Genomic DNA, 20,675 nt, shown 5'->3' on the forward strand with positions numbered 1-20,675 from the left:
ATTGCTATGAGCGCTCGATGAGCACGCCGCGATGAGTACGGCACGTTAGCGACGGTCCGGAGGCCGCACCCCCGGACCGAGTAGGGAGTGCAGTGGCCAAGGTCCGGGTATACGAGCTCGCCAAAGAGTTCGGTGTCGAGAGCAAGGTCGTCATGGCCAAGCTCCAGGAGATGGGCGAGTTCGTACGGTCGGCGTCCTCCACGATAGAGGCGCCAGTCGTTCGCAGGCTTACCGAAGCCTTTTCCAATTCTTCGTCTTCCAAGCAGGGGGACAAGCGCGGCGGGCCGAAGAGGCCCTCGGGTCCGCGTCCGTCCGGGCCGCGCCCGGGGCCGCCTGGCGGCGCAACCGGTGGGTCCTCCAATGGCCCCTCCGACGGGCAGGGTGCCCGCCCGCAGGCCCCGCGGCCAGCGGCTCCGCGCCCGCCCGCGCCCAAGCCGGTCCCCGGCACGCCGGCCAGCAGCCCTGGCAGCGGTCCCGCGGGGAGCCCCGCGGGACCGAAGCCGGGCCCGCGTCCGCCCGTTCCGCCGGCGCCGAGCACGCCGGTGAACGCGCCCGCGGCACAGGCGCCGAGTGCGCCGCCCGCGCCCGCCCCCACCAGCGGCGGCGGCCGTGGCCCCGGCGCCGGGGCCGGGCCCGGGGCCGGCCCCAAGCCGGGTCCTCGCGCGCCCAAGCCGGGCCCGCGTCCCGGTCCGCGTCAGGGCGGCGGGGGTGGCGGCGGAGGCGGCGGCCGGCCGCGTCCGGGCAACAACCCGTTCAGCTCGACCAACACCGGGATGGGCCAGTCGCCCAAGCCGGGCCCGCGTCCCGGTCCGCGCCCTGGTGGCGACCGTCCCGAGCGTGACGAGCGTCCTCCCCGCGGCGGCGACCGTCCGGGCGGGCCGCGTCCCGCGGGCGGCCGTCCCGGCGGCGGCCCAGGCGCCGGCGGTCCCCGCCCCAACCCGGGCGGTATGCCGCCCCGGCCGGGCGGCCCGCGGCCGAGCCCGATGAACATGCCGTCCTCACGGCCCGCAGGCGCCCCCGGGCGCGGCGGTCCCGGCGGAGGCGGTGGCGGTGGCCGTGGTCCCGGTGGCGGCGGTCGCGGTCCCGGTGGCGGTGGCGGTGGCCGTGGTCCCGGTGGCGGCGGTCGTCCCGGTGGCGGTGGCGGCGGCTTCGGTGGCCCCCGCGCCGGTGCCGGTGGTGGCGGCGGTGGCCGTCCGGGCGGTGGCTTCGGCCCCCGTCCCGGTGGCGGCGGCCGCGGCCGAGGCGGCACGCAGGGCGCCTTCGGGCGCCCCGGTGGGCGCCCCGCGCGCGGACGCAAGTCGAAGCGGGCGCGCCGCCAGGAGTTCGAGAACATGCAGGCACCCGCCGTCGGCGGTGTGCAGGCCCCGCGCGGCAACGGCCGGACCATCCGGCTGCCGCAGGGCGCGTCCCTGACCGACTTCGCCGAGAAGATCGGCGCCAACCCGGCGTCGCTCGTCGCGATCATGATGCACCTCGGCAAGATGGTCACCGCGACCCAGTCGGTGGACCCCGACGACCTCCAGGCCCTCGGGCTGGAGTTGGACTTCGACGTCCAGGTCGTCAGCCCCGAGGACGAGGACCGCGAGCTGCTGGAGTCCTTCGACATCGAGTACGGCGAGGACGAGGGCGGCGAGGAGAACCTCCAGTCCCGTCCGCCGGTGGTCACCGTCATGGGCCACGTCGACCACGGTAAGACCAAGCTTCTGGACGCCATCCGGAAGGCCAACGTGCAGGCGGGCGAGGCCGGCGGCATCACCCAGCACATCGGCGCCTACCAGGTCGAGACCGAGGTCGACGGCGAAGAACGCAAGATCACCTTCATCGACACCCCGGGCCACGAGGCGTTCACCGCCATGCGTGCCCGTGGTGCCGACACCACCGACCTGGTGGTGCTGGTGGTCGCCGCGGACGACGGCGTCAAGCCGCAGACCACTGAGGCGATCGACCACGCCACCGCGGCCGGAGTGCCGATCGTGGTCGCGGTCAACAAGATCGATGTCGAGGGCGCCGACCCGAACCGGGTCCGGGCCCAGCTCACCGAGTACGGCCTGGTCGCCGAGGAGTTCGGCGGGCAGACGCAGTTCGTCGACGTGTCCGCCCGCGAGGGCATCAACATCGACGGTCTGCTGGAGGCGGTCATCCTGACCGCCGACGCCGAGCTCGACCTGAAGGCCAACCCCGACATGCCCGCCCAGGGCTCGGCCATCGAGGCCAACCTGGACAAGGGCCGGGGCGCCGTGGCGACCGTGCTGGTCCAGCGCGGCACGCTCCGGGTCGGCGACTCGATCGTCTGCGGCGTGGCCAACGGCCGCGTCCGGGCGATGCTGGATGAGAACGGCAACAACGTCGAGGAGGCGGGCCCGTCCCGTCCGGTGCTGGTGCTCGGCCTCGCGGCCGTGCCCGGTGCGGGCGACAACTTCCTGGTCGTCGAGGACGACCGGATCGCCCGGCAGATCGCCGACAAGCGGGTGGCGCGCAAGCGCAACGCCGAACTGCTCAAGAGCCGCAAGAGCAGCTCCCTGGAAGAGCTGTTCAAGGACCTGGAGCGGGGCGAGCGGCAGGAACTGCTGCTCATCCTCAAGGGCGACGTGTCCGGTTCGGTGGAGGCCCTGGAGGACTCGCTGCTCAAGATCGACGTGGGCGAGGAGGTCAACCTGCGGATCATCCGGCGCGGTGTCGGTGCGATCACGCAGGACGACGTCAACCTCTCGCTGGCGTCCGAGGGCGCGGTCATCATCGGCTTCAACGTGCGGCCCGAGCGCAACGCGCAGGAACTGGCCGACCGCGAGGGCGTCGACATCCGCTACTACTCGATCATCTACCAGGCGATCGAGGAGATCGAGGCGGCCCTCAAGGGCATGCTCAAGCCGGAGTTCGAGGAGGTCCAGCTCGGCACCGCGGAGGTCCGCGAGATCTTCAAGGTGCCGCGGATCGGCAACGTCGCCGGTTCGATGGTCACCTCCGGGATCATCCAGCGCAACGCCAAGGCCCGGCTCGTCCGCGACGGCGTCGTGGTGTCGGACAACCTCACGGTGTCCTCGCTGCGGCGGTTCAAGGACGACGCGACCGAGGTCCGCGAGGGCTTCGAGTGCGGTATCGGTGTCGGCTACAGCGACATCAAGCTCGGTGACGTCATCGAGTGCTTCGAGATGCGGGAGAAGCCCCGCGACTGAGGCTCCAGCACGGCCGCGCGGCCCCTCCTTCGGGTGGGTCCGCGCGGCCGGGCGGCCTCACCGACCGAGTGATCGACTCATCGGTGCCCCGACGCCAGGCGGATCTTCTAGCCTGGCGTCTGTCATGTCCGGCCCGGCCGCCAACGGAGGCGGTTTCGGGAACACGGCGACCGGCCGTCGTCGTTTCATCTATGCGGATCACGAGGTGATCGAACAGGTGTACGTGGGTGCTCTGACGCTCGACCTGCTTCTCGGCGACGTCCGGTCGCTGAAACAGAAGAGGTCGGTGCTGCGGCCCATCATCGCCGAGGTGCACAAGCACTTCCCGGCGGTGGCCGTCGCCGAGACAGGCGACAACGACCTGCATCGCAGGGCGGAACTGGGTGTGGCGGTGGTCTCGGCCACCGCGGCCAACTGCACCCAGGTGCTCGACCAGTGCGAACGGCTGGTGGCGGGGCGGCCGGAGATCGAGTTGCTGTCGGCCAGGCAGCGGCTCTTCAACGACGACGACTGAGTTCGTCGCGAGGAGTACGGAAAGGGAGTGCGATCATGGTGGACGCAGCTCGGGCGCGCAAGCTCGCCGACCGCATCCAGCAGATCGTGGCGGAGATGCTGGAGCGCCGGATCAAGGATCCGCGGCTCGGTTTCGTCACCGTGACCGACACCCGCATCACCAACGACCTGCGCGACGCCACCGTCTACTACACGGTGTACGGGTCGGACGGGGAGCGCGCCGAGACGGCCGCCGCGCTGGAGAGCGCCAAGGGCGTCATCCGTACGGAGGTGGGCCGCAAGACCGGTGTCCGGCACACGCCGAGCCTTACCTTCGTCATGGACTCCCTGATGGAGAACGCCGCGCACATCGACGACCTGCTGGCGCAGGCCCGCGCGAGGGACGCCGAGGTCGCCAGGGCGGCGCAGGGCGCCTCCCACGCCGGTGACGCCAACCCCTACCGCGAGCCCGACGAGGACGAGGACGGGGACGTGGGCGAGGAGGACGCGGGCGAGGAGGACGAAGACGACTTCGACGGCCGTGACGCGGCGGGGGGCGGCGAGGACGGCCGATCGGGCCGCCCGTCATCGTGAGCGGGCCTGACGGGCGCGCGGAGACGCCGGGTGCGGGGTGGACGCGGCGCTGCTCCACGCACGACGCGGGCGGGCACTCCGCGGGGGGCCACGACATCGTCCCGCGCGCCGACGCGGCGCGGGCCGCGGCTCCGGCACCGCCGGTGAAGGGCCCGGCGCCGAACGGCCTCGCGGCTCCGGAGTCCGTGGCGTCCGCCGGCCCGGCGCCGGCGGGCGCGCATCTCGGCGGGCAGTTGGAGTGGGAGCGGGCGGTCGAGCTGATCCGCTCCGCCGACGAGGTCTGCCTCGTCTGCCACGTGGCGCCGGACGGGGACGCGCTCGGCTCGATGCTCGCGCTGGGGCAGGCCCTGCGCTCGCTCGGCAAGCAGTGCCTGGCCTCGTTCGGCGAGCCCTTCACCGTTCCGGCGATCCTGCGGTTCCTGCCGGGGCAGGAATTGCTGGTCGAGCCCGACCGGATGCCCGAGGCGCCCGCGCTGATGGTCTCGCTGGACGCGGCGGGCCAGGCGCGGCTGGGGTCGCTCGCCGCGCGCGCCGGGCGGGCCCGTTCCCTGATCGTCGTCGACCACCACGCCTCCAACACCGAGTTCGGCGGGGTACGGCTGGTCGACCCGGACGCCGCCGCCACCGCGGTCCTGGTCGAGGAGCTGATCCGGCGTCTCGGCGTCCCCCTCGACGGCGCCATCGCCGAAGGCCTGTACGCGGGGCTCGCCAGCGATACCGGCTCGTTCAAGTACCCGTGCACGACGCCCGAGGTCCACGACCTCGCGGGACGGCTGCTGACGGCGGGCGTGCGGCCGGACGCCGTCAGCCGGGAGCTGTGGGACCGCGCTCCGTTCGGTTACCTTCAGGTCCTGGCGGGCGCGCTGGCGCGGGCCCGGCTGGAGCGGGACGCGGCGGGCGGCCTCGGCCTGGTCTGGACGACGATCGCCCGGGCCGACCGGGACTGCCGGGACGTCCCCTACGACCAGCTCGAAGGCGTGATCGACCAGCTCAGGCGGACCGACGAGGCCGAGGTGGCGGTCGTGCTGAAGGAGACCGACAAGGGTGAATGGTACGTCTCCACCCGGGCCAAGGGCTCGGTGGACGTCGGCCGCGCCTGCGTCGAGCTCGGCGGGGGCGGGCACCGTACCGCCGCCGCGTTCACCATGGGCGGGGAGCCCGCCTGGATCATCGACCGGCTGCGGGGAGCGCTGCGCGTCCCCGGCGACGGCAGTGCGTGACAGAGAAGACCGCGGTGCATGACAGAGACGGCAGCGCGACTCACCCGACGGGTTCGGAGCACAGGTGGAATCGGTTGAATCGGGGCTTGTCATCGTGGACAAGCCGGCCGGCTGGACGTCACACGATGTGGTCGGCCGCATGCGGCGGCTTGCGCGGACGCGGCGGGTCGGCCACGCGGGCACGCTCGACCCGATGGCGACGGGCGTCCTGGTGGTCGGCGTCGGCAAGGCCACCCGCCTGCTCGGGCATCTGGCGCTGACGGAGAAGGGCTACGACGCGACGATCCGGCTGGGCGAGTCGACCAACACCGACGACGCCGAGGGCGAGATCACGGCGACCGCGTCCGCCGCGACGGTCTCCGATACCGCGCTGGAGGCCGGGATCGCGGCGCTGACCGGGCCGATCGAGCAGGTCCCGCCGCAGGTCAGTGCGATCAAGGTGAACGGCGAGCGGGCGTACAAGATGGCCCGCAAGGGCGAGGAGGTCGCACTGAAGGCCCGCCCGGTGACGGTGCACTCGTTCGCGGTGACCGGTGTCTGGCGGCATGGCGACGTGGTCGACGTCGACGCGTCCGTGGCCTGCTCGTCCGGCACCTACATCCGGGCGCTGGCCCGCGACCTCGGCGGGTCCCTCGGCTGCGGCGGGCACCTGACCGCGCTACGCCGCACCCGTGTCGGCCCGTACGACCTGGGCATGGCCCGCACGCTGGACGAACTGGCCGTGGCGATGGAGATCCTGCCGATGGGAGAGGCGGTCGCCTCCGCCTTCCCACGCCGCGACGTGTCCGACGACGACGCCCGCAGGATCGCGCACGGCGGACGGCTCACCGCGGCCGGGCAGGGCCCGGGCCCCGTGGGCGTGTTCGCGCCCGACGGGACCCTCCTGGCCCTGGTCGAGGAGCAGGGTGGCCTCGCCAAGCCCCTCGCCGTGTTCGTCTCCTAGAAGCCGTCCTTCTCCTGCCCGAGGAAGGTCTTGAGGTCCTTGGCTATGTCGGCGCTGCCGAACTTGTAGGGGAGCAATGGGATGTCCCGTGGCGAGCGTCACCCCCGGGGCTCCGTGCAGAGCAACCTACGGTCGGGTAACCTACGTAACCGTAGGTTGATTGGTGAGGAGGCGTTCCATGACCGCCCTCGAGACCGGCGAGCCCCAGGTGCCGTCCCCCACCCGCCCCCGGCTGCGCGGCTGGCTCCACCTCGGCGCGTTCCCGGCGGTGCTGGTCGCGGGGCTCGTCCTGGTCGCGCTCGGGCCCACCCCGCAGGCCCGGCTCGCGTCCGCGCTCTACGTGGCGACCTCGGGAATGCTGTTCGGCATCTCGGGCACCTACCACCGGCAGCGGTCGCACCGGCTCATCGAGGTCCTGCGCCGGTTCGACCACGCCAACATCTACCTGATCATCGCCGGGACCTACACCCCGTTCGCCGTGCTGGCGCTGGACGGGGCGGTCCGTGCCTGCGTCCTCGCGATCGTCTGGACGGGCGCCATCGCCGGGGTCGTCTTTCGGACGATCTGGATCGGCGCACCGCGCGCGCTCTACGTGACGCTCTACATCGTCCTCGGCTGGGTCGCGGTGTTCTTCCTGCCGCAGTTCCTGTCCGGCGCCGGGGTCGTCGCGTGTGTGATGGTCGCGCTCGGTGGCATCTGCTACAGCCTCGGCGGCGTCGTGTACGGACTGCGCCGCCCGAACCCCTCGCCGCGCTGGTTCGGTTTCCACGAGGTCTTCCACGCCTGCACGCTCGCCGCCTACGTCCTGCAGTACATCGCGGTGTCGCTGGTCGTCTACCAGTCGGCCTGAGCCGCCGGCTCAGCCGGGACCCCGACCCTGGATGCAACCCCACGCTCCCCCGCATGGCACCCTTAGACCGCAGGAGAAGACCGGGCACTCACGTCCTACGCAGGGAGAGCATGGTGCGGCGCTGGCTTGGCCTCGACGAGGTTCCCGCCGACTGGGGCCGTTCGGTGGTGACCATTGGGGTGTTCGATGGAGTGCACCGCGGGCACCAACGCATCGTCGGGGCCGCCGCGGAGGAGGCCCGCCGCCGCGGGTTGCGCTCCGTGGTGATCACCTTTGATCCGCACCCGGACGAGGTCGTCCGGCCCGGCACACATCCGCCACTGCTGGCCTCCACCAAGCGCCGCATCGAGCTGCTGGAGGGCCTCGGCACCGACGCCGTCCTGGTCGTACCGTTCACGCTCGAACTGTCCAAGGTGCCGCCGGACGAGTTCGTCCAGTCGGTGCTCGTCGACCGGCTGCACGCCGCCCACGTGATCGTCGGCGAGGACTTCCGGTTCGGCCACCGCGCCAAGGGGGACGTCGCGCTGCTGCGGGAGCTCGGCGAGAAGTACGACTTCACCGCCGCGGGCATGCCGCTGGTCGCCAACGGCGACACGATCTCCTCCACCTACATCCGCACGCGGCTGGAGACCGGGGACGTCGCCGCCGCCGCCACCGCGCTCGGGCGCCCGCACCGCGTCGAGGGCATCGTCGTGCGCGGTCACCAGCGCGGCCGGGCGCTCGGATTCCCCACCGCGAACCTGGAGACGCTGCCGCACACCGCGATCCCGGCGGACGGGGTGTACGCGGGCTGGCTGGTCTGCGATTCCGACCGCTACCCGGGCTTCCGCTGGCCCGCCGCCATCTCGATCGGGACCAACCCGACGTTCGAGGGCGCGGGGGAGCGGACCGTCGAGGCGTACGCGCTCGACCGCGACGACCTCGACCTCTACGGCGAGCACATGGCCGCCGACTTCGTCGCCCGCATCCGCGACACCCTGAAGTTCGACTCCGTCGAGGCGCTGATCGAGGAGATGCACCGGGACGTCGCGAGCGCCCGAGAGATCACCGTCGACACCCGGTGATTCTTGCTGAAGCGGGCATACACGGCGTGATCACCCCGATTCCATACCGTGACGGGGTGGCTTTCGGGCATGGTACGGTGAATAGTCGCCGGGAAGGGCCCCGGCGCGGCTGGCTGCACCCTCATGCGGCTCGCCACTCTCTTAACACGCACCATGCGGACCCGCTCGCCCACCGGGCCCGGGATCTGCGGGTGACGACCTCACTGAAGGAGCCACGTGTCGCTCGACACCGCTACGAAGAAGCAGATCATCGCCGAGTACGCGACCACTGAGGGTGACACCGGATCCCCGGAGGTCCAGGTCGCGCTGCTGACCCGGCGGATCAACGATCTCACCGAGCACCTCAAGGAGCACAAGCACGACCACCACAGCCGCCGTGGGCTGCTGTTGCTGGTCGGCCAGCGTCGCCGGCTCCTGAAGTACCTGAGCAACAAGGACATCAACCGCTACCGGAAGCTGATCGAGCGACTCGGTCTGCGCCGCTAGCACGGTGAGGGAGTGGCCTGCCGGGCCACTCCCTCTCTTTATGACCGGGAGGGCCGCGGCGACTCGCGGCGCCCCGCCCGGTCACCCCGGAGGCCCGGCCGTGCGGTCCGGCCTCCGGTACAACGGCCGCCCGGCCGACCACGGTCGGGGCCGGGCCGCCAAACTGGAGACAAGCCTCGCGGACACCGCTGGTGCGGGCCGGTCCTCGGTAGTGGCTTCCGGATTCTCCCGCCGCGCCGGCGGGCACCGATCCGGGTGCTTCGATCGAAGACCGGCAGCGTGAAAGCCACGGGAAACGGCCGCGAGGACCGATGAAGGAACCCTGAGGAGGTTTCCCGTGACAGAAGCCGTGCGCATCGACGGTGCGCAGAGCACCGAGGCCGTGATCGACAACGGCACGTTCGGCACCCGTACCATCCGCTTCGAGACGGGCCGGCTGGCCCGCCAGGCGGCCGGCTCGGCCGTCGCCTATCTCGACGACGAGACGATGGTGGTGTCGGCGACCACCGCGTCCAAGAAGCCCAAGGACAACCTGGACTTCTTCCCGCTGACCGTGGATGTCGAGGAGCGGATGTACGCCGCCGGGCGCATCCCCGGCTCGTTCTTCCGCCGCGAGGGCCGTCCGTCCGAGGACGCGATCCTCACCTGCCGGCTGATCGACCGGCCGCTGCGCCCGTCGTTCGCCAAGGGGCTGCGCAACGAGATCCAGGTCGTCGAGACGATCATGGCGTTGCACCCCGACCACCTGTACGACGTCGTGGCGATCAACGCCGCCTCGATGTCCACGCAGCTGGCCGGACTGCCGTTCTCCGGCCCGATCGGCGGCGTGCGCGTCGCGCTGATCGACGGCCAGTGGGTCGGCTTCCCGACCCACCCCGAGCTCGAGCGCGCGACCTTCGACATGGTCGTCGCCGGCCGGACGCTGGAGGACGGCGACGTCGCGATCATGATGGTCGAGGCCGAGTCCACCCGCGACACACTGAAGCTCATCGGCGAGGGCGCCACCGCGCCCACCGAGGAGACCGTCGCGCAGGGCCTGGAGGCGGCCAAGCCGTTCATCAAGGTGCTGTGCAAGGCGCAGAGCGACCTCGCCGCGGTGGCCGCCAAGGAGACCGCCGAGTACCCGGTCTTCCTCGACTACCAGGACGACGTGCTCGACGCCGTCACCGCCGCCGTCGCCGGGGACCTCGCCCAGGCGTTGACCATCGCCGGCAAGCAGGAGCGCGAGGCCCGGCTGGACGAGCTGAAGGCCGGCGCCGCCGAGAAGCTCGCGGAGGAGTTCGAGGGCCGCGAGAAGGAGATCTCCGCCGCGTTCCGCGCCGTCACGAAGAAGCTCGTCCGCGAGCGGGTCATCAGTGACGGGCTGCGCATCGACGGCCGCGGGCTGAAGGACATCCGCCAGCTCACCGCGGAGGCCCACGTGCTCCCGCGCGTGCACGGCTCGGCGCTGTTCGAGCGCGGCGAGACCCAGATCCTGGGCGTGACGACGCTGAACATGCTCCGCATGGAGCAGATGATCGACACGCTCAACCCCGAGCGCACCAAGCGCTACATGCACAACTACAACTTCCCGCCCTACTCCACCGGCGAGACCGGCCGGGTGGGCTCGCCCAAGCGGCGCGAGATCGGGCACGGCGCCCTCGCCGAGCGCGCGCTGATCCCGGTGCTGCCGACCCGCGAGGAGTTCCCCTACGCGATCCGGCAGGTGTCGGAGGCACTCGGCTCCAACGGCTCCACCTCGATGGGCTCGGTCTGCGCGTCCACCATGTCGCTGCTGGACGCGGGCGTGCCGCTCAAGCAGATGGTGGCGGGCATCGCGATGGGCCTGATCCACGAGGGCGGCGAGTACGTCACGCTGACCGACATCCTCGGCGCCGAGGACGCGTTCGGCGACATGGACTTCAAGGTCGCCGGCACCCGTGACGTGATCACCGCGCTGCAGCTGGACACCAAGCTCGACGGCATCCCGGCCTCGGTGCTGGCCGCGGCGCTCAAGCAGGCCAAGGGCGCCCGCCTGGCGATCCTGGACGTGATGCAGGAGGCCATCGAGGCTCCGGCCGAGATGAGCCCGAACGCGCCGCGGATCATCACGATCAAGGTCCCGGTCGACAAGATCGGCGAGGTCATCGGCCCCAAGGGCAAGATGATCAACTCGATCCAGGACGACACCGGCGCCGACATCACGATCGAGGACGACGGCACGATCTACGTCGGCGCCACCGACGGCCCGTCCGCCGAGGCCGCGCGGCAGGCGATCAACGCCATCGCCAACCCGCACATGCCCGAGGTCGGCGAGCGGTTCCTCGGCACGGTCGTCAAGACCACCACGTTCGGCGCGTTCGTGTCGCTGCTGCCCGGCAAGGACGGCCTGCTGCACGTCTCGCAGATCCGCAAGCTGCACGGTGGAGCCCGGATCGAGAACGTCGAGGACGTCATCGGTGTCGGCGAGAAGATCCAGGTCGAGGTCACCGAGATCGACCAGCGGGGCAAGCTGTCGCTGGTGCCGGTCGAGGTCGTCGACCGCGAGGCCGCCGACCGCGCCGGGGCGGGCGACGAAGGCCCGGCCGAGGCGTCCGCGGACGACGACTCCGGCGAGCGCCGGGAGCGCCGTGACGACGACGACCGCCGCGCGCCCCGCCGCCGCCGCACACGCCGCGGCGACGACTCCGGCCAGCGGAACTCCTGACCACCGCGATGCAGCGATCGCCGCGCCGCCCGCCGGAGAAAGGCGCTCCAGCGCCCGACTCCGGCAGGCGGCGGGAACGACACGGCGATCGCCGCGGGCACGGCGGCACAACGACCGCGAACACAACTCAACCCCAGCCACCGCCTCAACCGTCGACAACCCAGAGCGTCGCGATCGCGTCCGAAGGCAGTTGCGAGCTTGCGAGAAACTGATCGCGAAGCGAGCCCGCCAGGGCGAGTCGGAAGCGATGCAGCGATCGCACGCAGTGCCCGCCGAAGGAGGGCCCCCAAGGGGCCCGGCGCCAAGGACGCTGCAAAGGAGCACCGTTGACCCTGCCGGCGCGGGCGCAGGAGCCCGGCACCACCACCACGATCCACACCGAGGGGGCCGGCGCGGTGCGCCGTACCGTCCTGCCCGGCGGGCTGCGCGTGATCACCGAGACGATGCCGACCGTCCGGTCCGCGGCGTTCGGCATCTGGTCCGGCGTCGGCTCCCGTGACGAGGCGGTCCCGGACGCGGGCGCCAGCCACTACCTGGAACACGTCCTGTTCAAGGGCACCAGGACCCGGTCGGCGCTGGAGATCTCCGCGGCGATCGACGCGGTCGGCGGCGACCTCAACGCGTTCACCGCCAAGGAGTACACCTGCTACTACGCGCGGGTCCTCGACTCCGACCTGCCCCTCGCCGTGGACGTCGTGTCCGACATGGTGGCGGCGTCGGTCAACCGTCCCGAGGACGTCGAGGCCGAGCGCGGGGTGATCCTCGAAGAGATCCACATGCGCGACGACGACCCCGGCGACCTCATCCACGACGAGTTCGCCATCGCCCTGTACGGGGACACGCCGCTCGGCCGCCCCATCCTCGGCACCGTCGACTCGATCAACGCGCTGACCCGCGAGCGCATCCACGGCTACTACCGCGAGCACTATGTCCCGTCCAACCTCGTGGTGTCGGTCGCGGGCAACATCGACCACGACGAGGTCGTCCGGCTGGTGTCGCGCGCGTTCGCCGAGCACCTGACCGGCGACGCCGCGCCCGCCGCACCCCGGCTGAACGGCGCGCCCGTGCCCGTCGACCCGCGTACCCGGGTGATCGACAAGGACACCGAGCAGGCGCACATCGTGCTCGGCGCCGCCGGGGTGAGCCGCACCGACGAGCGCCGCTTCGCGCTCGGCGTGCTGAACGCGGCGCTCGGCGGCGGCATGTCCTCGCGGCTGTTCCAGGAGGTGCGGGAGAAACGCGGCCTCGCCTACTCGGTCTACAGCTACACCGCCCAGTACGCCGACTCCGGGATCTTCGGCGTGTACGCCGGCTGCCAGCCCGGCAAGGTCGAGGAGGTCCTGTCGATCTGCCGGGACGAGGTCGGCAAGGTCGTCGGCGAGAGCCTCAGCGCGGAGGAACTGGAGCGCGGGAAGGGACAGTTGCGCGGCGCGATGGTGCTCGGCCTGGAGGACACCGGCTCCCGCATGAGCCGCATCGGCAAGAGCGAGCTGGTCTACGAGTCGCTGCTGCCCGTCGAGGAGGTCCTCGCCCGCATCGAGGCCGTCACGCTCGACGACGTCCGCGCCATCGCCCGCGAGGTGCTGGACGCCCCGCAGGCCCTGACGGTCATCGGCCCGGTCGGTGACCGCGACTTCTCCCGCTGACCTGGCGGGCTGACATGGCGACCGGCTGGATCTGCCACGAGCGCTACTTCTGGCACGACACCGGGTCCGGTCCGCTCGGCGCGCCCGCCGGCGGGTACCTGGAGCCGCTGCGGCACCCCGACCACCCGGACACCAAACGGCGGTTCCGGAACCTGGTCGAGGTGAGCGGCCTGCTGGACGCGCTGGTGCCGCTGAAGCCTCGTCCCGCGACCAGGGACGAGCTGCTGCGCGTCCACACCGAGGCGCATGTGACCCGGATGCGGGAGCTGTCGGAGGCCGGCGGCGGCGACGCCGGCGACGGTGAGTCGCCCTTCGGGCCCGGTTCCTACGACATCGCCGCGCTCGCCGCCGGCGGCGTCATCACCGCGGTCGACGCCGTCCTGTCCGGAACGGTCTCCCACGCCTACGCGCTCGTCCGCCCGCCGGGGCATCACGCCGTGCCCGACCGGGGGATCGGGTTCTGCATGTTCGGCAACATCGCCGTCGCCGCCGAGCACGCCCGCTCGCGCGGCCTGAGCCGGATCGCGGTCGTCGACTGGGACGTCCACCACGGCAACGGCACCCAGACGATCTTCGAGGCGGACCCGGGCGTACTGGCGATCTCACTGCACCAGGACGGGCTGTTCCCCGAGGCGTCCGGCGGCGTCGCCGAACGCGGTACCGGCCCGGGCGAGGGGTTCACGGTCAACATTCCGCTCCCGGCGGGCTCGGGTGCGGGCGCCTACCTGGAGGCGTTCGATCGGGTCGTCGAGCCCGCCGTCCGGGCGTTCGAGCCGGAACTGGTCTTCGTGGCCTCGGGCTTCGACGCGAGCGCCTTCGACCCGCTCGCCCGGATGGCACTGAATTCCGCCGCGTACCGGGCGCTGACCTCCCGCGTCCTGTCGCTGGGCGCCCCCGTCATCGCCGCCCACGAGGGCGGCTACTCACCGGAGTACGTCCCGTTCTGCGGCCTCGCCGTCGTGGAGACCCTCGCCGGCGTCCGCACCCCCGTCACCGACCCCTTCCTGGACGCCCTGCTCACGATCCCCGGCCAGGAACTCGCCCCCCACCAGCGCGAGGCCGTCGCCCGGGCCGCCGCGGCACTCGACCTGGAGGCCGTTAGACCTCGCCCATGATCGGGTATCGGCCACGGGTGAAGATCCTGATCAGAATCGTGATCTCCGCGGTGGCGCTGTGGGTGGCGCAGGCGCTGCTGGACGGGATCGACCTCACCGCCGGGAGCACCGGCGAGAAGGCGCTGACCCTGCTTGCGGTCGGGGCCATCTTCGGCGTCATCAACGCCGTCCTCAAACCGGTGATCCAGGTGCTGGGCTGCGCGTTCTACGTCCTCACGCTGGGCCTGTTCGCCCTGCTGGTGAACGCGGCCCTGCTCATGCTGACAAGCTGGATCGCCGGGAAGCTGGACCTGCCCTTCCATGTGGACTGGTTCTGGCCCGCGTTCTGGGGCGCGATCATCATCGGGGTCGTCAGCTGGCTGCTCAACCTGTTCGTGGGGGACGGGGACCGCATCCGGGACGAAGCCCCCGACCGGTAGGCTCGACGCACGCTAGCCGGGAGGAAACACGTGATCAAGGTTGGGGTGCTGGGCGCGCGCGGCCGGATGGGGGCCGAGGTGTGCCGGGCCGTGCAGGGCGCGGACGACATGGAGCTCGCCGCCGCCGTCGACCAGGACGACGCGCTCGACGCGCTCGCCACGGCCGACGTCGTCGTCGACTTCACCCACCCGGGCGTGGTGATGGACAACCTCCAGTGGTGCATCAAGCACGGCCTCCACGCGGTCGTCGGCACCACGGGCTTCGACCCCTCCCGCCTCGACACCGTCCGCTCCTGGCTGCCGGACGCGCCGGGCAACGTCCTCATCGCGCCCAACTTCGGCATCGGCGCCGTCCTGATGATGCACTTCGCGCAGAAGGCCGCCCCCTTCTTCGAGTCCGTCGAGATCGTCGAAACGCACCACCCGAACAAGGCCGACGCCCCGTCCGGCACCGCCTACCGCACCGCCGAGCTGATCGTCGCCGCCCGGGCGGAGGCCGGCGTCGCCCCGCCTCCCGACGCCACCACCTCCGGCCTCGACGGCGCCCGCGGCGCGGACGTGGACGGGGTGCACGTCCACGCCGTCCGCCTCTCCGGCGCCGTCGCGCACCAGGAGGTGATCCTCGGCGGCCACGGCGAGATCTTCACCCTCCGCCACGACTCGATGAACCGCGAGTCCTTCATGCCGGGCGTCCTCCTCGCCGTCCGCAACGTGGCCGACCAGCCCGACCGCCTCACCCTCGGCATAGAGTCGCTCCTCGGCCTGTGAGGGGACTTCGGCCCGTGATGGACTTCGCCGCCGACCCCTGGGACTACCTCGGCGCGTCCGAGGCGATCGACATCGAGCACCCGCTCGTCCAGTCGACCGCCGCGCGACTGCGCACGGGCGACGACATCGACTATGCCCGGTCCGCGTTCGAGTACGTCCGCGACGAGATCACCCACTCCCTCGAAGCGACCGCCTGGCGCGCCTCGGACACGCTCGCCCAGGGCAGCGGGCTCTGCTTCGCCAAGGCCCACGCCTACGTCGCCCTGCTCCGCGCCGGCGGCATTCAGGCGGGTCTGTGCTACCAGCGGTTCGACGTCCTCCACAGTCTCACCGCCGCCCTCGTCGACGACCTGTGGGTCCGTCTCGACCCCCGGGGCACCGACCTCGCCTTCTCCCCGTCCGAGGATCGTCTCGCCTACCCGGACACCCCCGTCCACCCCACGGTCCACGCCGTCCCACCGCCGGCCGTGCTGGACGCCCTGAAGTCCGCCGTCCTTCCCACCACGCTCGGCTGACGCCTTCGCGCCGACCGTCCGGTCCGGGAGGGCCGGCCCGTCAGCCGAGGATCGTGAGGTCGAGCCCGTCGAGCCGGTCGGGGTCGGCGAGGATGTCGATCGCGACGACCCGGCCGTCGGCGATCGTGAAGGACAGCACCGACACCGGCCGCCCGCCGGTGACGTTGACGATCCCGGCCGTCCCGTTGACCAGCGCGGGCAGCGCCCTGAACGAGGCCCGCCGGAAGGTGAGCGCCTGCCCCGCCACAGCCTCGGCGCCGCGGATCTCCCGCCAGCCACCGTCGGGGAGGGCACCCTGGTCCGCACGCAGCACCACGTCCGGATCGAGGACGGTGACCAGCGCCTCGAAGTCTCCGTCGCGCGCGGCGGCGAGGAACGCGTCCACGACCTGGCGCTGGCGGGTGAGATCGCGCTCGGGCACCGGCACCGCGCCCCGCACCCTGCGGCGGGCCCTGCTGGCCAGTTGCCTGGCCGCGGCGGGGGACCGCCCCACGATCGGCGCGATCTCCTCGAACGGCACCGCGAACGTGTCGTGCAGGACGAACGCCAGCCGCTCGGCCGGCCCGAGCGACTGGAGCACCACCAGGAGGGCGAGCCCGACCGAGTCCGCCAGCAGCGCCCGCTGCTCCGGATCGACCCCGTCCACGGGACTGATGACCGGGTCGGGAAGCCGCTCGTCCAGAGGGGTCTCGCGGCGGGACGTCCGCGAGCGGAGCATGTCCAGGCACACCCGCCCGACGACCGTGGTCAGCCACCCGCCGAGGTTCTGCACCGCGTCGGCGTCGGTCCGGCTGAGCCGCAACCACGCTTCCTGGACGGCGTCGTCCGCTTCGGCCAACGATCCCAGCATCCGGTACGCGACGGCCTTCAGATGCCCCCGGTGCGCCTCGAACCGCTCCGCGAGAAAGTCACGCTCGTCCATGAGCCACATCCCCCTCTGTCAGCTACGTCATAGGAGTGACGAACCTGAGCGGAGCAATGTGACGAGGCGATCTCAGGAAGGGTGGCGCAGCCAGGGCTCCCACTCGTCCGTGGGGATCTCCAGGCCGAAGGGCTCCGGCAGCTTGACGATGTCGCCGAACTCCCAGCTCGTGGACTCCCGGTACTCACCGATGGCGAACTCGGGCTCGCTGTACAACGTCACCCGCGCGACCGCCGGGTCACGATCGACCAGGAGGTAGTAGGGAATGCACACCCGTGCGTACCCGTTCCACTTGGTCGGCTTGGACCGCCGCTTCCCCGGCAGGCGATCGTCGGAGGCGTTGGTCGGCGACGTGACCTCAAGCACGAGTCCAAGGTGTTCTGGGAGGGCCTTCTTGATCTGTGCTCGCCGTGTACTGGCGGCGGTCTCCTTGGGTAGGAAGCAGAGGTCCGGGATGTAGCCATCGTGGATCTCACTGAGGTTCACGTCCTGGGTGGCGACGCAGCGCCACGGGAACGACGCGTCCAGGACCCGGGCCGCCGAGAAAGCGTGCCAGATGTCCTGGACGATGAGGTTGTGGGCTATGTCCGGCCCTGGTGACACGACGATCTCCCCATTGATGATCTCGGCTCGGGTGCCGTCGTGGGGAAGATCCAGCAGGTCGGCGAGCTCGTCCCGCATCCAGAGGTTGTAGGGGGTGTCGGGGAGCTCGCGATGATGATGGCTTGTAGCGAGAATGCTCACTTTAGGTGACTCCTCCATCACGCTCGGCTCCCGTCATCGTAGAGACCCACAGTAGTCAGCGTACCCAGATCGAGTGATCCGGCGCTGCAGTTGGTGCACGAGCGGGGTTGTGCGGGGGTGGGGGCGCGCCTACCGTTCGGCGGTGTGGAGGGAGATCAAGTGGACGAGTCGGTCGCGCGACGGATGTGGAAGGTGCTGGAGCCGCTGCACGCGGTGACGTACTTCTCGCCCGAATGTCTGGAGGCCGTCAAGGGTGTCGGGCTCAAGGGATATTGGATGGGGTACTTCGGAGGGCGGGGCGCACCGCTCGGGGCGGTGGGTCCGGGGGTGATCGAGGCGACGTTCTTCGGGTTCCATCCGGCGCGGGTCCAACGTGCGGTGCCGGACGCGTGGGCGTTCGCGTCGCCGGAGAGCATCCTGCGCGTGCGCGCGCCGGCGGCTGCGAAGGCGCTGCGGCGGGTGGCGCCGGGGATCGAGGATGCGGCACCGGACGTCGTGCCGCGGCTCGGGAAGGTCGTCGGGGCGGCGGACGGGGCGGGGCGGGCATTGTTCGCGGCCAACAGGGATCTCCCTGTTCCGGACGAGCCCGTGGAGGCCCTCTGGCAGCTCGCGACGTCGCTCCGGGAGCACCGGGGTGACGGCCATGTGGCGGTGCTGACGGCGGAGGGGCTCAGCGGCCTGGAGGCCAACGTGCTGGCGTCCGCCACGGGGAACGTTCCAGCACAGTGGGTGCGGGAGAGCCGCGGCTGGTCGCAGGACGAGTGGGACGAGGCCGCCGGCGCGCTCGCCCGGCGCGGGCTGGTGAACGGCGACGGGGCCACCGAGGAGGGGCGGGTCGTCAAGGCCGAGATCGAGCGGCGGACCGACGCGCTCGCCGCGCCGCCCTTCCAGGTGCTGGACGACCCCGAAGCCCTCTACCGGACGCTCGCGCCGTTCACCACGGCTGTCGCAAAGGCGGGGGACGTGCCCTTCCCCAATCCCATCGGCGTGCCGCTGCCCGACTAGCCGGGGACCTTCACGGTGTCGATCGGAACGACGCGGGCGATGCCCGCGGCGGCGTAGGCGGCCTCCTCGTCCAGGGTCTCCTGTTCGAGGAGGACGCCGGCGAGGGAGTCCAGCTTGTCACGGTTGGCGCGGAGGGTGTCCAGAGCTTCGGCGTAGCACTCGTCCACGATGCGGCGGGCCTCCAGATCGACCGCGTCGAGGGTGCCCTGAGCGGCGTACTGGCCCATCGGGTCCATGCCGTCGGCGGGCAGGATCGACAGCGGGCCGACCCGCTGCGACATGCCCCACCGGCCCACCATGCCGCGGGCGATCTTCGTGACCTGCTCCAGGTCGCTTTCCGAGCCGGTGGTGACCACGCCGAAGACCAGCTCCTCGGCGGCCATCCCGCCGAGCGCGCCGATGATGCGGCCGCGCAGGTAGCGCTCGTCGTAGGCGTACCGGTCGCCCTCGGGGGTGGACACGGTGACGCCGAGCGCGCGGCCGTGCGGCACGATCGTGATCTTGCGGACGGGGTCGGCCCCCGGCTGGAGCATGCCGAGCAGGCCGTGCCCGGACTCGTGGTAGGACGTGCGGCGCCGCTCCTCGTACGGCATGACCAGGGAGCGGCGGGTGCCGAGTTGCACCTTCTCCAGCGCGGACTGGAAGTCGGCCATGTCGACCGCGCCCTTCTCGCGCTTCACCGCGAGGAGGGCGGCCTCGTTGACGAGGTTGGCGAGCTCCGCGCCCGTCATGCCCGGTGTCATCTTGGCGATGGAGGTGAGGTCGGCGTCGCCGGCGAGCGGCACTTCGCGGGTGTGGACGCGCAGGATCGCGATCCGCCCCTCCAGGTCGGGCGGGGAGACGGCGACCTGCCGGTCGAAGCGGCCGGGGCGCAGGAGCGCGGCGTCCAGGATGTCGGGTCGGTTGGTCGCGGCGATCACGACGACGCCCTCGGAGCCGGAGAACCCGTCCATCTCGGTGAGGATCTGGTTGAGGGTCTGCTCGCGCTCGTCGTGCCCGCCCATGCTGGCGCCGCTGCCGCGGGTCCGGCCGATGGTGTCGATCTCGTCGATGAAGATGATGGACGGGGCGGTCTTGCGTGCCTCCGTGAACAGCTCGCGGACACGGGCGGCGCCGACACCGACGACCATCTCGATGAACTCCGACGCGGCGGCGGAGTAGAACGGCACGTCCGCCTCTCCGGCGACGGCGCGGGCGAGGAGGGTCTTGCCGGTGCCGGGCGGGCCGGTGAGTAGCACGCCGCGAGGGACGCGGGCACCCATCCGCCGGTACTTGCCGGGGTCCTTGAGGAAGTCGACGATCTCGCTGAGCTCGGCCTCCACCTCGTCGATTCCGGCGACGTCGGCGAATGTGGCGCGCTTCTCGTCCGGCTGGACGGGTTTGGGGGAGCGGCCGAAACCGCCCATGATCCCGCCACCGCCGCCGCCCGCCATCCGGCGCTGTAGCCACACCATGACGCCGATCCACAGGCCGACGAACAGCAGCGTCGGCAGCAGGGACAGCATCAGGTTGGCGAGGAGCCCGCGGTCCGCGTTCACCGGCTTGGCCTCGACCTGGACGCCCTTGTCGACCATCTGTGTGTAGATCTTGTCATCGGCGAAGGCGGGGCGCAGTGTCTCGAACGCGGTGTAGGTCTTCTTCGCGTCGTCCTGCCCGGGGACCTGCTGGGCGCTCTTGAGCTTGCCCTGGATCTGGTAGCCCTTGGTGTAGACGTCCTTGACGTTCCCCGCGGACACCTGCTGGGTGAACGCGGTGTAGGGGACGGTCACCTTCTCCTGCTTGCCGGTGATGTGCATCGAGGCGTAGCTGAGCCCGAAGACGACCAGCAGGAGCAGCCAGAACAGGGAGGTGTTGCGGCGGGGCTTCCACCCGCCGCCGAAGCCCCGTATCCGCCGTTCCGGTCGCCGCTCGGGCACGCCTTCGGCGCGCCAGGGCTGCTCGGGGTCGTTGCGGGGTGGCACCGACTGGCGCCTGTCGGGCTCGCCGGGGCCTGCACGGCGCGCCCTCGCCTCACTCGGCTGTGGCGTGGGTCG

Annotated in this window: 18 protein-coding genes; 15 read left to right on the forward strand and 3 right to left on the reverse strand. The window is 71.7% G+C overall.

Features of this window, described 5'->3' with window-relative positions:
* The first annotated feature begins 92 nt into the window (after window positions 1-92).
* The 14 genes from infB to AMA02S_RS24315 all read left to right on the forward strand — a co-directional run bounded on the left by infB (window position 93) and on the right by AMA02S_RS24315 (window position 15,971).
* Window positions 93-3,173, forward strand: coding sequence for a translation initiation factor IF-2 (gene infB / locus AMA02S_RS24250; protein WP_067461701.1), 3,081 nt, complete (start codon window positions 93-95; stop codon window positions 3,171-3,173).
* A gap of 217 nt (window positions 3,174-3,390) precedes the next feature.
* On the forward strand, window positions 3,391-3,687 hold the full coding sequence (locus AMA02S_RS24255) for a DUF503 domain-containing protein (protein ID WP_067461981.1): 297 nt from the start codon (window positions 3,391-3,393) through the stop codon (window positions 3,685-3,687).
* A gap of 35 nt (window positions 3,688-3,722) precedes the next feature.
* Window positions 3,723-4,259: a 30S ribosome-binding factor RbfA gene (gene rbfA / locus AMA02S_RS24260; protein WP_067461702.1), complete on the forward strand. Its 537-nt coding sequence runs from the start codon at window positions 3,723-3,725 to the stop codon at window positions 4,257-4,259.
* Window positions 4,256-5,479, forward strand: coding sequence for a DHH family phosphoesterase (locus AMA02S_RS24265; RefSeq protein ID WP_245667800.1), 1,224 nt, complete (start codon window positions 4,256-4,258; stop codon window positions 5,477-5,479). Before rbfA ends, AMA02S_RS24265 begins: the two co-directional genes overlap by 4 nt.
* A 64-nt stretch (window positions 5,480-5,543) precedes the next feature.
* A complete protein-coding gene (gene truB, locus AMA02S_RS24270) occupies window positions 5,544-6,422 on the forward strand; it encodes a tRNA pseudouridine(55) synthase TruB (protein WP_067461703.1) in 879 nt (292 codons plus the stop codon).
* A 178-nt stretch (window positions 6,423-6,600) separates the two neighbouring features.
* Complete coding sequence (gene trhA / locus AMA02S_RS24275; RefSeq protein ID WP_067461704.1) at window positions 6,601-7,272, forward strand: PAQR family membrane homeostasis protein TrhA; 672 nt, start codon at window positions 6,601-6,603, stop codon at window positions 7,270-7,272.
* A gap of 113 nt (window positions 7,273-7,385) precedes the next feature.
* Window positions 7,386-8,336: a bifunctional riboflavin kinase/FAD synthetase gene (locus tag AMA02S_RS24280; RefSeq protein WP_067461986.1), complete on the forward strand. Its 951-nt coding sequence runs from the start codon at window positions 7,386-7,388 to the stop codon at window positions 8,334-8,336.
* 216 nt (window positions 8,337-8,552) lie between these two features.
* On the forward strand, window positions 8,553-8,822 hold the full coding sequence (rpsO, locus tag AMA02S_RS24285; protein ID WP_067461705.1) for a 30S ribosomal protein S15: 270 nt from the start codon (window positions 8,553-8,555) through the stop codon (window positions 8,820-8,822).
* Window positions 8,823-9,177: 355 nt separating this feature from the next.
* Window positions 9,178-11,508 (forward strand): polyribonucleotide nucleotidyltransferase, encoded by a 2,331-nt coding sequence (locus tag AMA02S_RS24290; protein ID WP_067461988.1) that lies wholly within the window; start codon window positions 9,178-9,180, stop codon window positions 11,506-11,508.
* A gap of 326 nt (window positions 11,509-11,834) precedes the next feature.
* The gene (locus AMA02S_RS24295) at window positions 11,835-13,154 is read left to right on the forward strand and encodes a M16 family metallopeptidase (protein WP_067461706.1); all 1,320 of its coding nucleotides are present in this window, start codon (window positions 11,835-11,837) and stop codon (window positions 13,152-13,154) included.
* 14 nt (window positions 13,155-13,168) lie between these two features.
* Window positions 13,169-14,269, forward strand: a complete 1,101-nt coding sequence (locus tag AMA02S_RS24300) for a class II histone deacetylase (protein ID WP_067461707.1) — start codon at window positions 13,169-13,171, stop codon at window positions 14,267-14,269.
* On the forward strand, window positions 14,266-14,688 hold the full coding sequence (locus tag AMA02S_RS24305; protein ID WP_067461708.1) for a phage holin family protein: 423 nt from the start codon (window positions 14,266-14,268) through the stop codon (window positions 14,686-14,688). The genes AMA02S_RS24300 and AMA02S_RS24305 overlap by 4 nt, the downstream gene beginning before the upstream one ends.
* Window positions 14,689-14,718: 30 nt before the next feature.
* Entirely contained in the window at window positions 14,719-15,456 is a 738-nt protein-coding gene (dapB, locus tag AMA02S_RS24310; RefSeq protein WP_067461709.1) for a 4-hydroxy-tetrahydrodipicolinate reductase, read from the forward strand.
* Window positions 15,457-15,473: 17 nt separating this feature from the next.
* Window positions 15,474-15,971: a transglutaminase-like domain-containing protein gene (locus tag AMA02S_RS24315; protein ID WP_067461710.1), complete on the forward strand. Its 498-nt coding sequence runs from the start codon at window positions 15,474-15,476 to the stop codon at window positions 15,969-15,971.
* A 40-nt stretch (window positions 15,972-16,011) separates the two neighbouring features.
* On the opposite strand, the gene sigJ is transcribed toward AMA02S_RS24315, so the two are convergent.
* Together sigJ and AMA02S_RS24325 are read right to left on the reverse strand one after the other, a co-directional pair.
* Window positions 16,012-16,893 carry an RNA polymerase sigma factor SigJ gene (gene sigJ / locus AMA02S_RS24320; RefSeq protein ID WP_067461990.1) on the reverse strand — a complete coding sequence of 294 codons (882 nt, stop codon included), beginning with the start codon at window positions 16,891-16,893 and terminating at the stop codon, window positions 16,012-16,014.
* A 72-nt stretch (window positions 16,894-16,965) separates the two neighbouring features.
* The gene (locus AMA02S_RS24325) at window positions 16,966-17,637 is read right to left on the reverse strand and encodes a Uma2 family endonuclease (protein ID WP_067461711.1); all 672 of its coding nucleotides are present in this window, start codon (window positions 17,635-17,637) and stop codon (window positions 16,966-16,968) included.
* A 159-nt stretch (window positions 17,638-17,796) separates the two neighbouring features.
* Between AMA02S_RS24325 and AMA02S_RS24330 the strand changes: the two genes are divergently transcribed.
* Window positions 17,797-18,642, forward strand: coding sequence for an SCO6745 family protein (locus tag AMA02S_RS24330; protein WP_157430813.1), 846 nt, complete (start codon window positions 17,797-17,799; stop codon window positions 18,640-18,642).
* Here the strand turns inward: AMA02S_RS24330 and ftsH are convergent.
* A complete protein-coding gene (gene ftsH / locus AMA02S_RS24335) occupies window positions 18,639-20,603 on the reverse strand; it encodes an ATP-dependent zinc metalloprotease FtsH (RefSeq protein WP_067461712.1) in 1,965 nt (654 codons plus the stop codon). The genes AMA02S_RS24330 and ftsH overlap by 4 nt on opposite strands.
* Window positions 20,604-20,675: the final 72 nt, after the last annotated feature.

Origin of the sequence: Actinomadura macra NBRC 14102 (genome assembly GCF_001552215.1) — a bacterium.
GTDB lineage: Bacteria > Actinomycetota > Actinomycetes > Streptosporangiales > Streptosporangiaceae > Spirillospora > Spirillospora macra.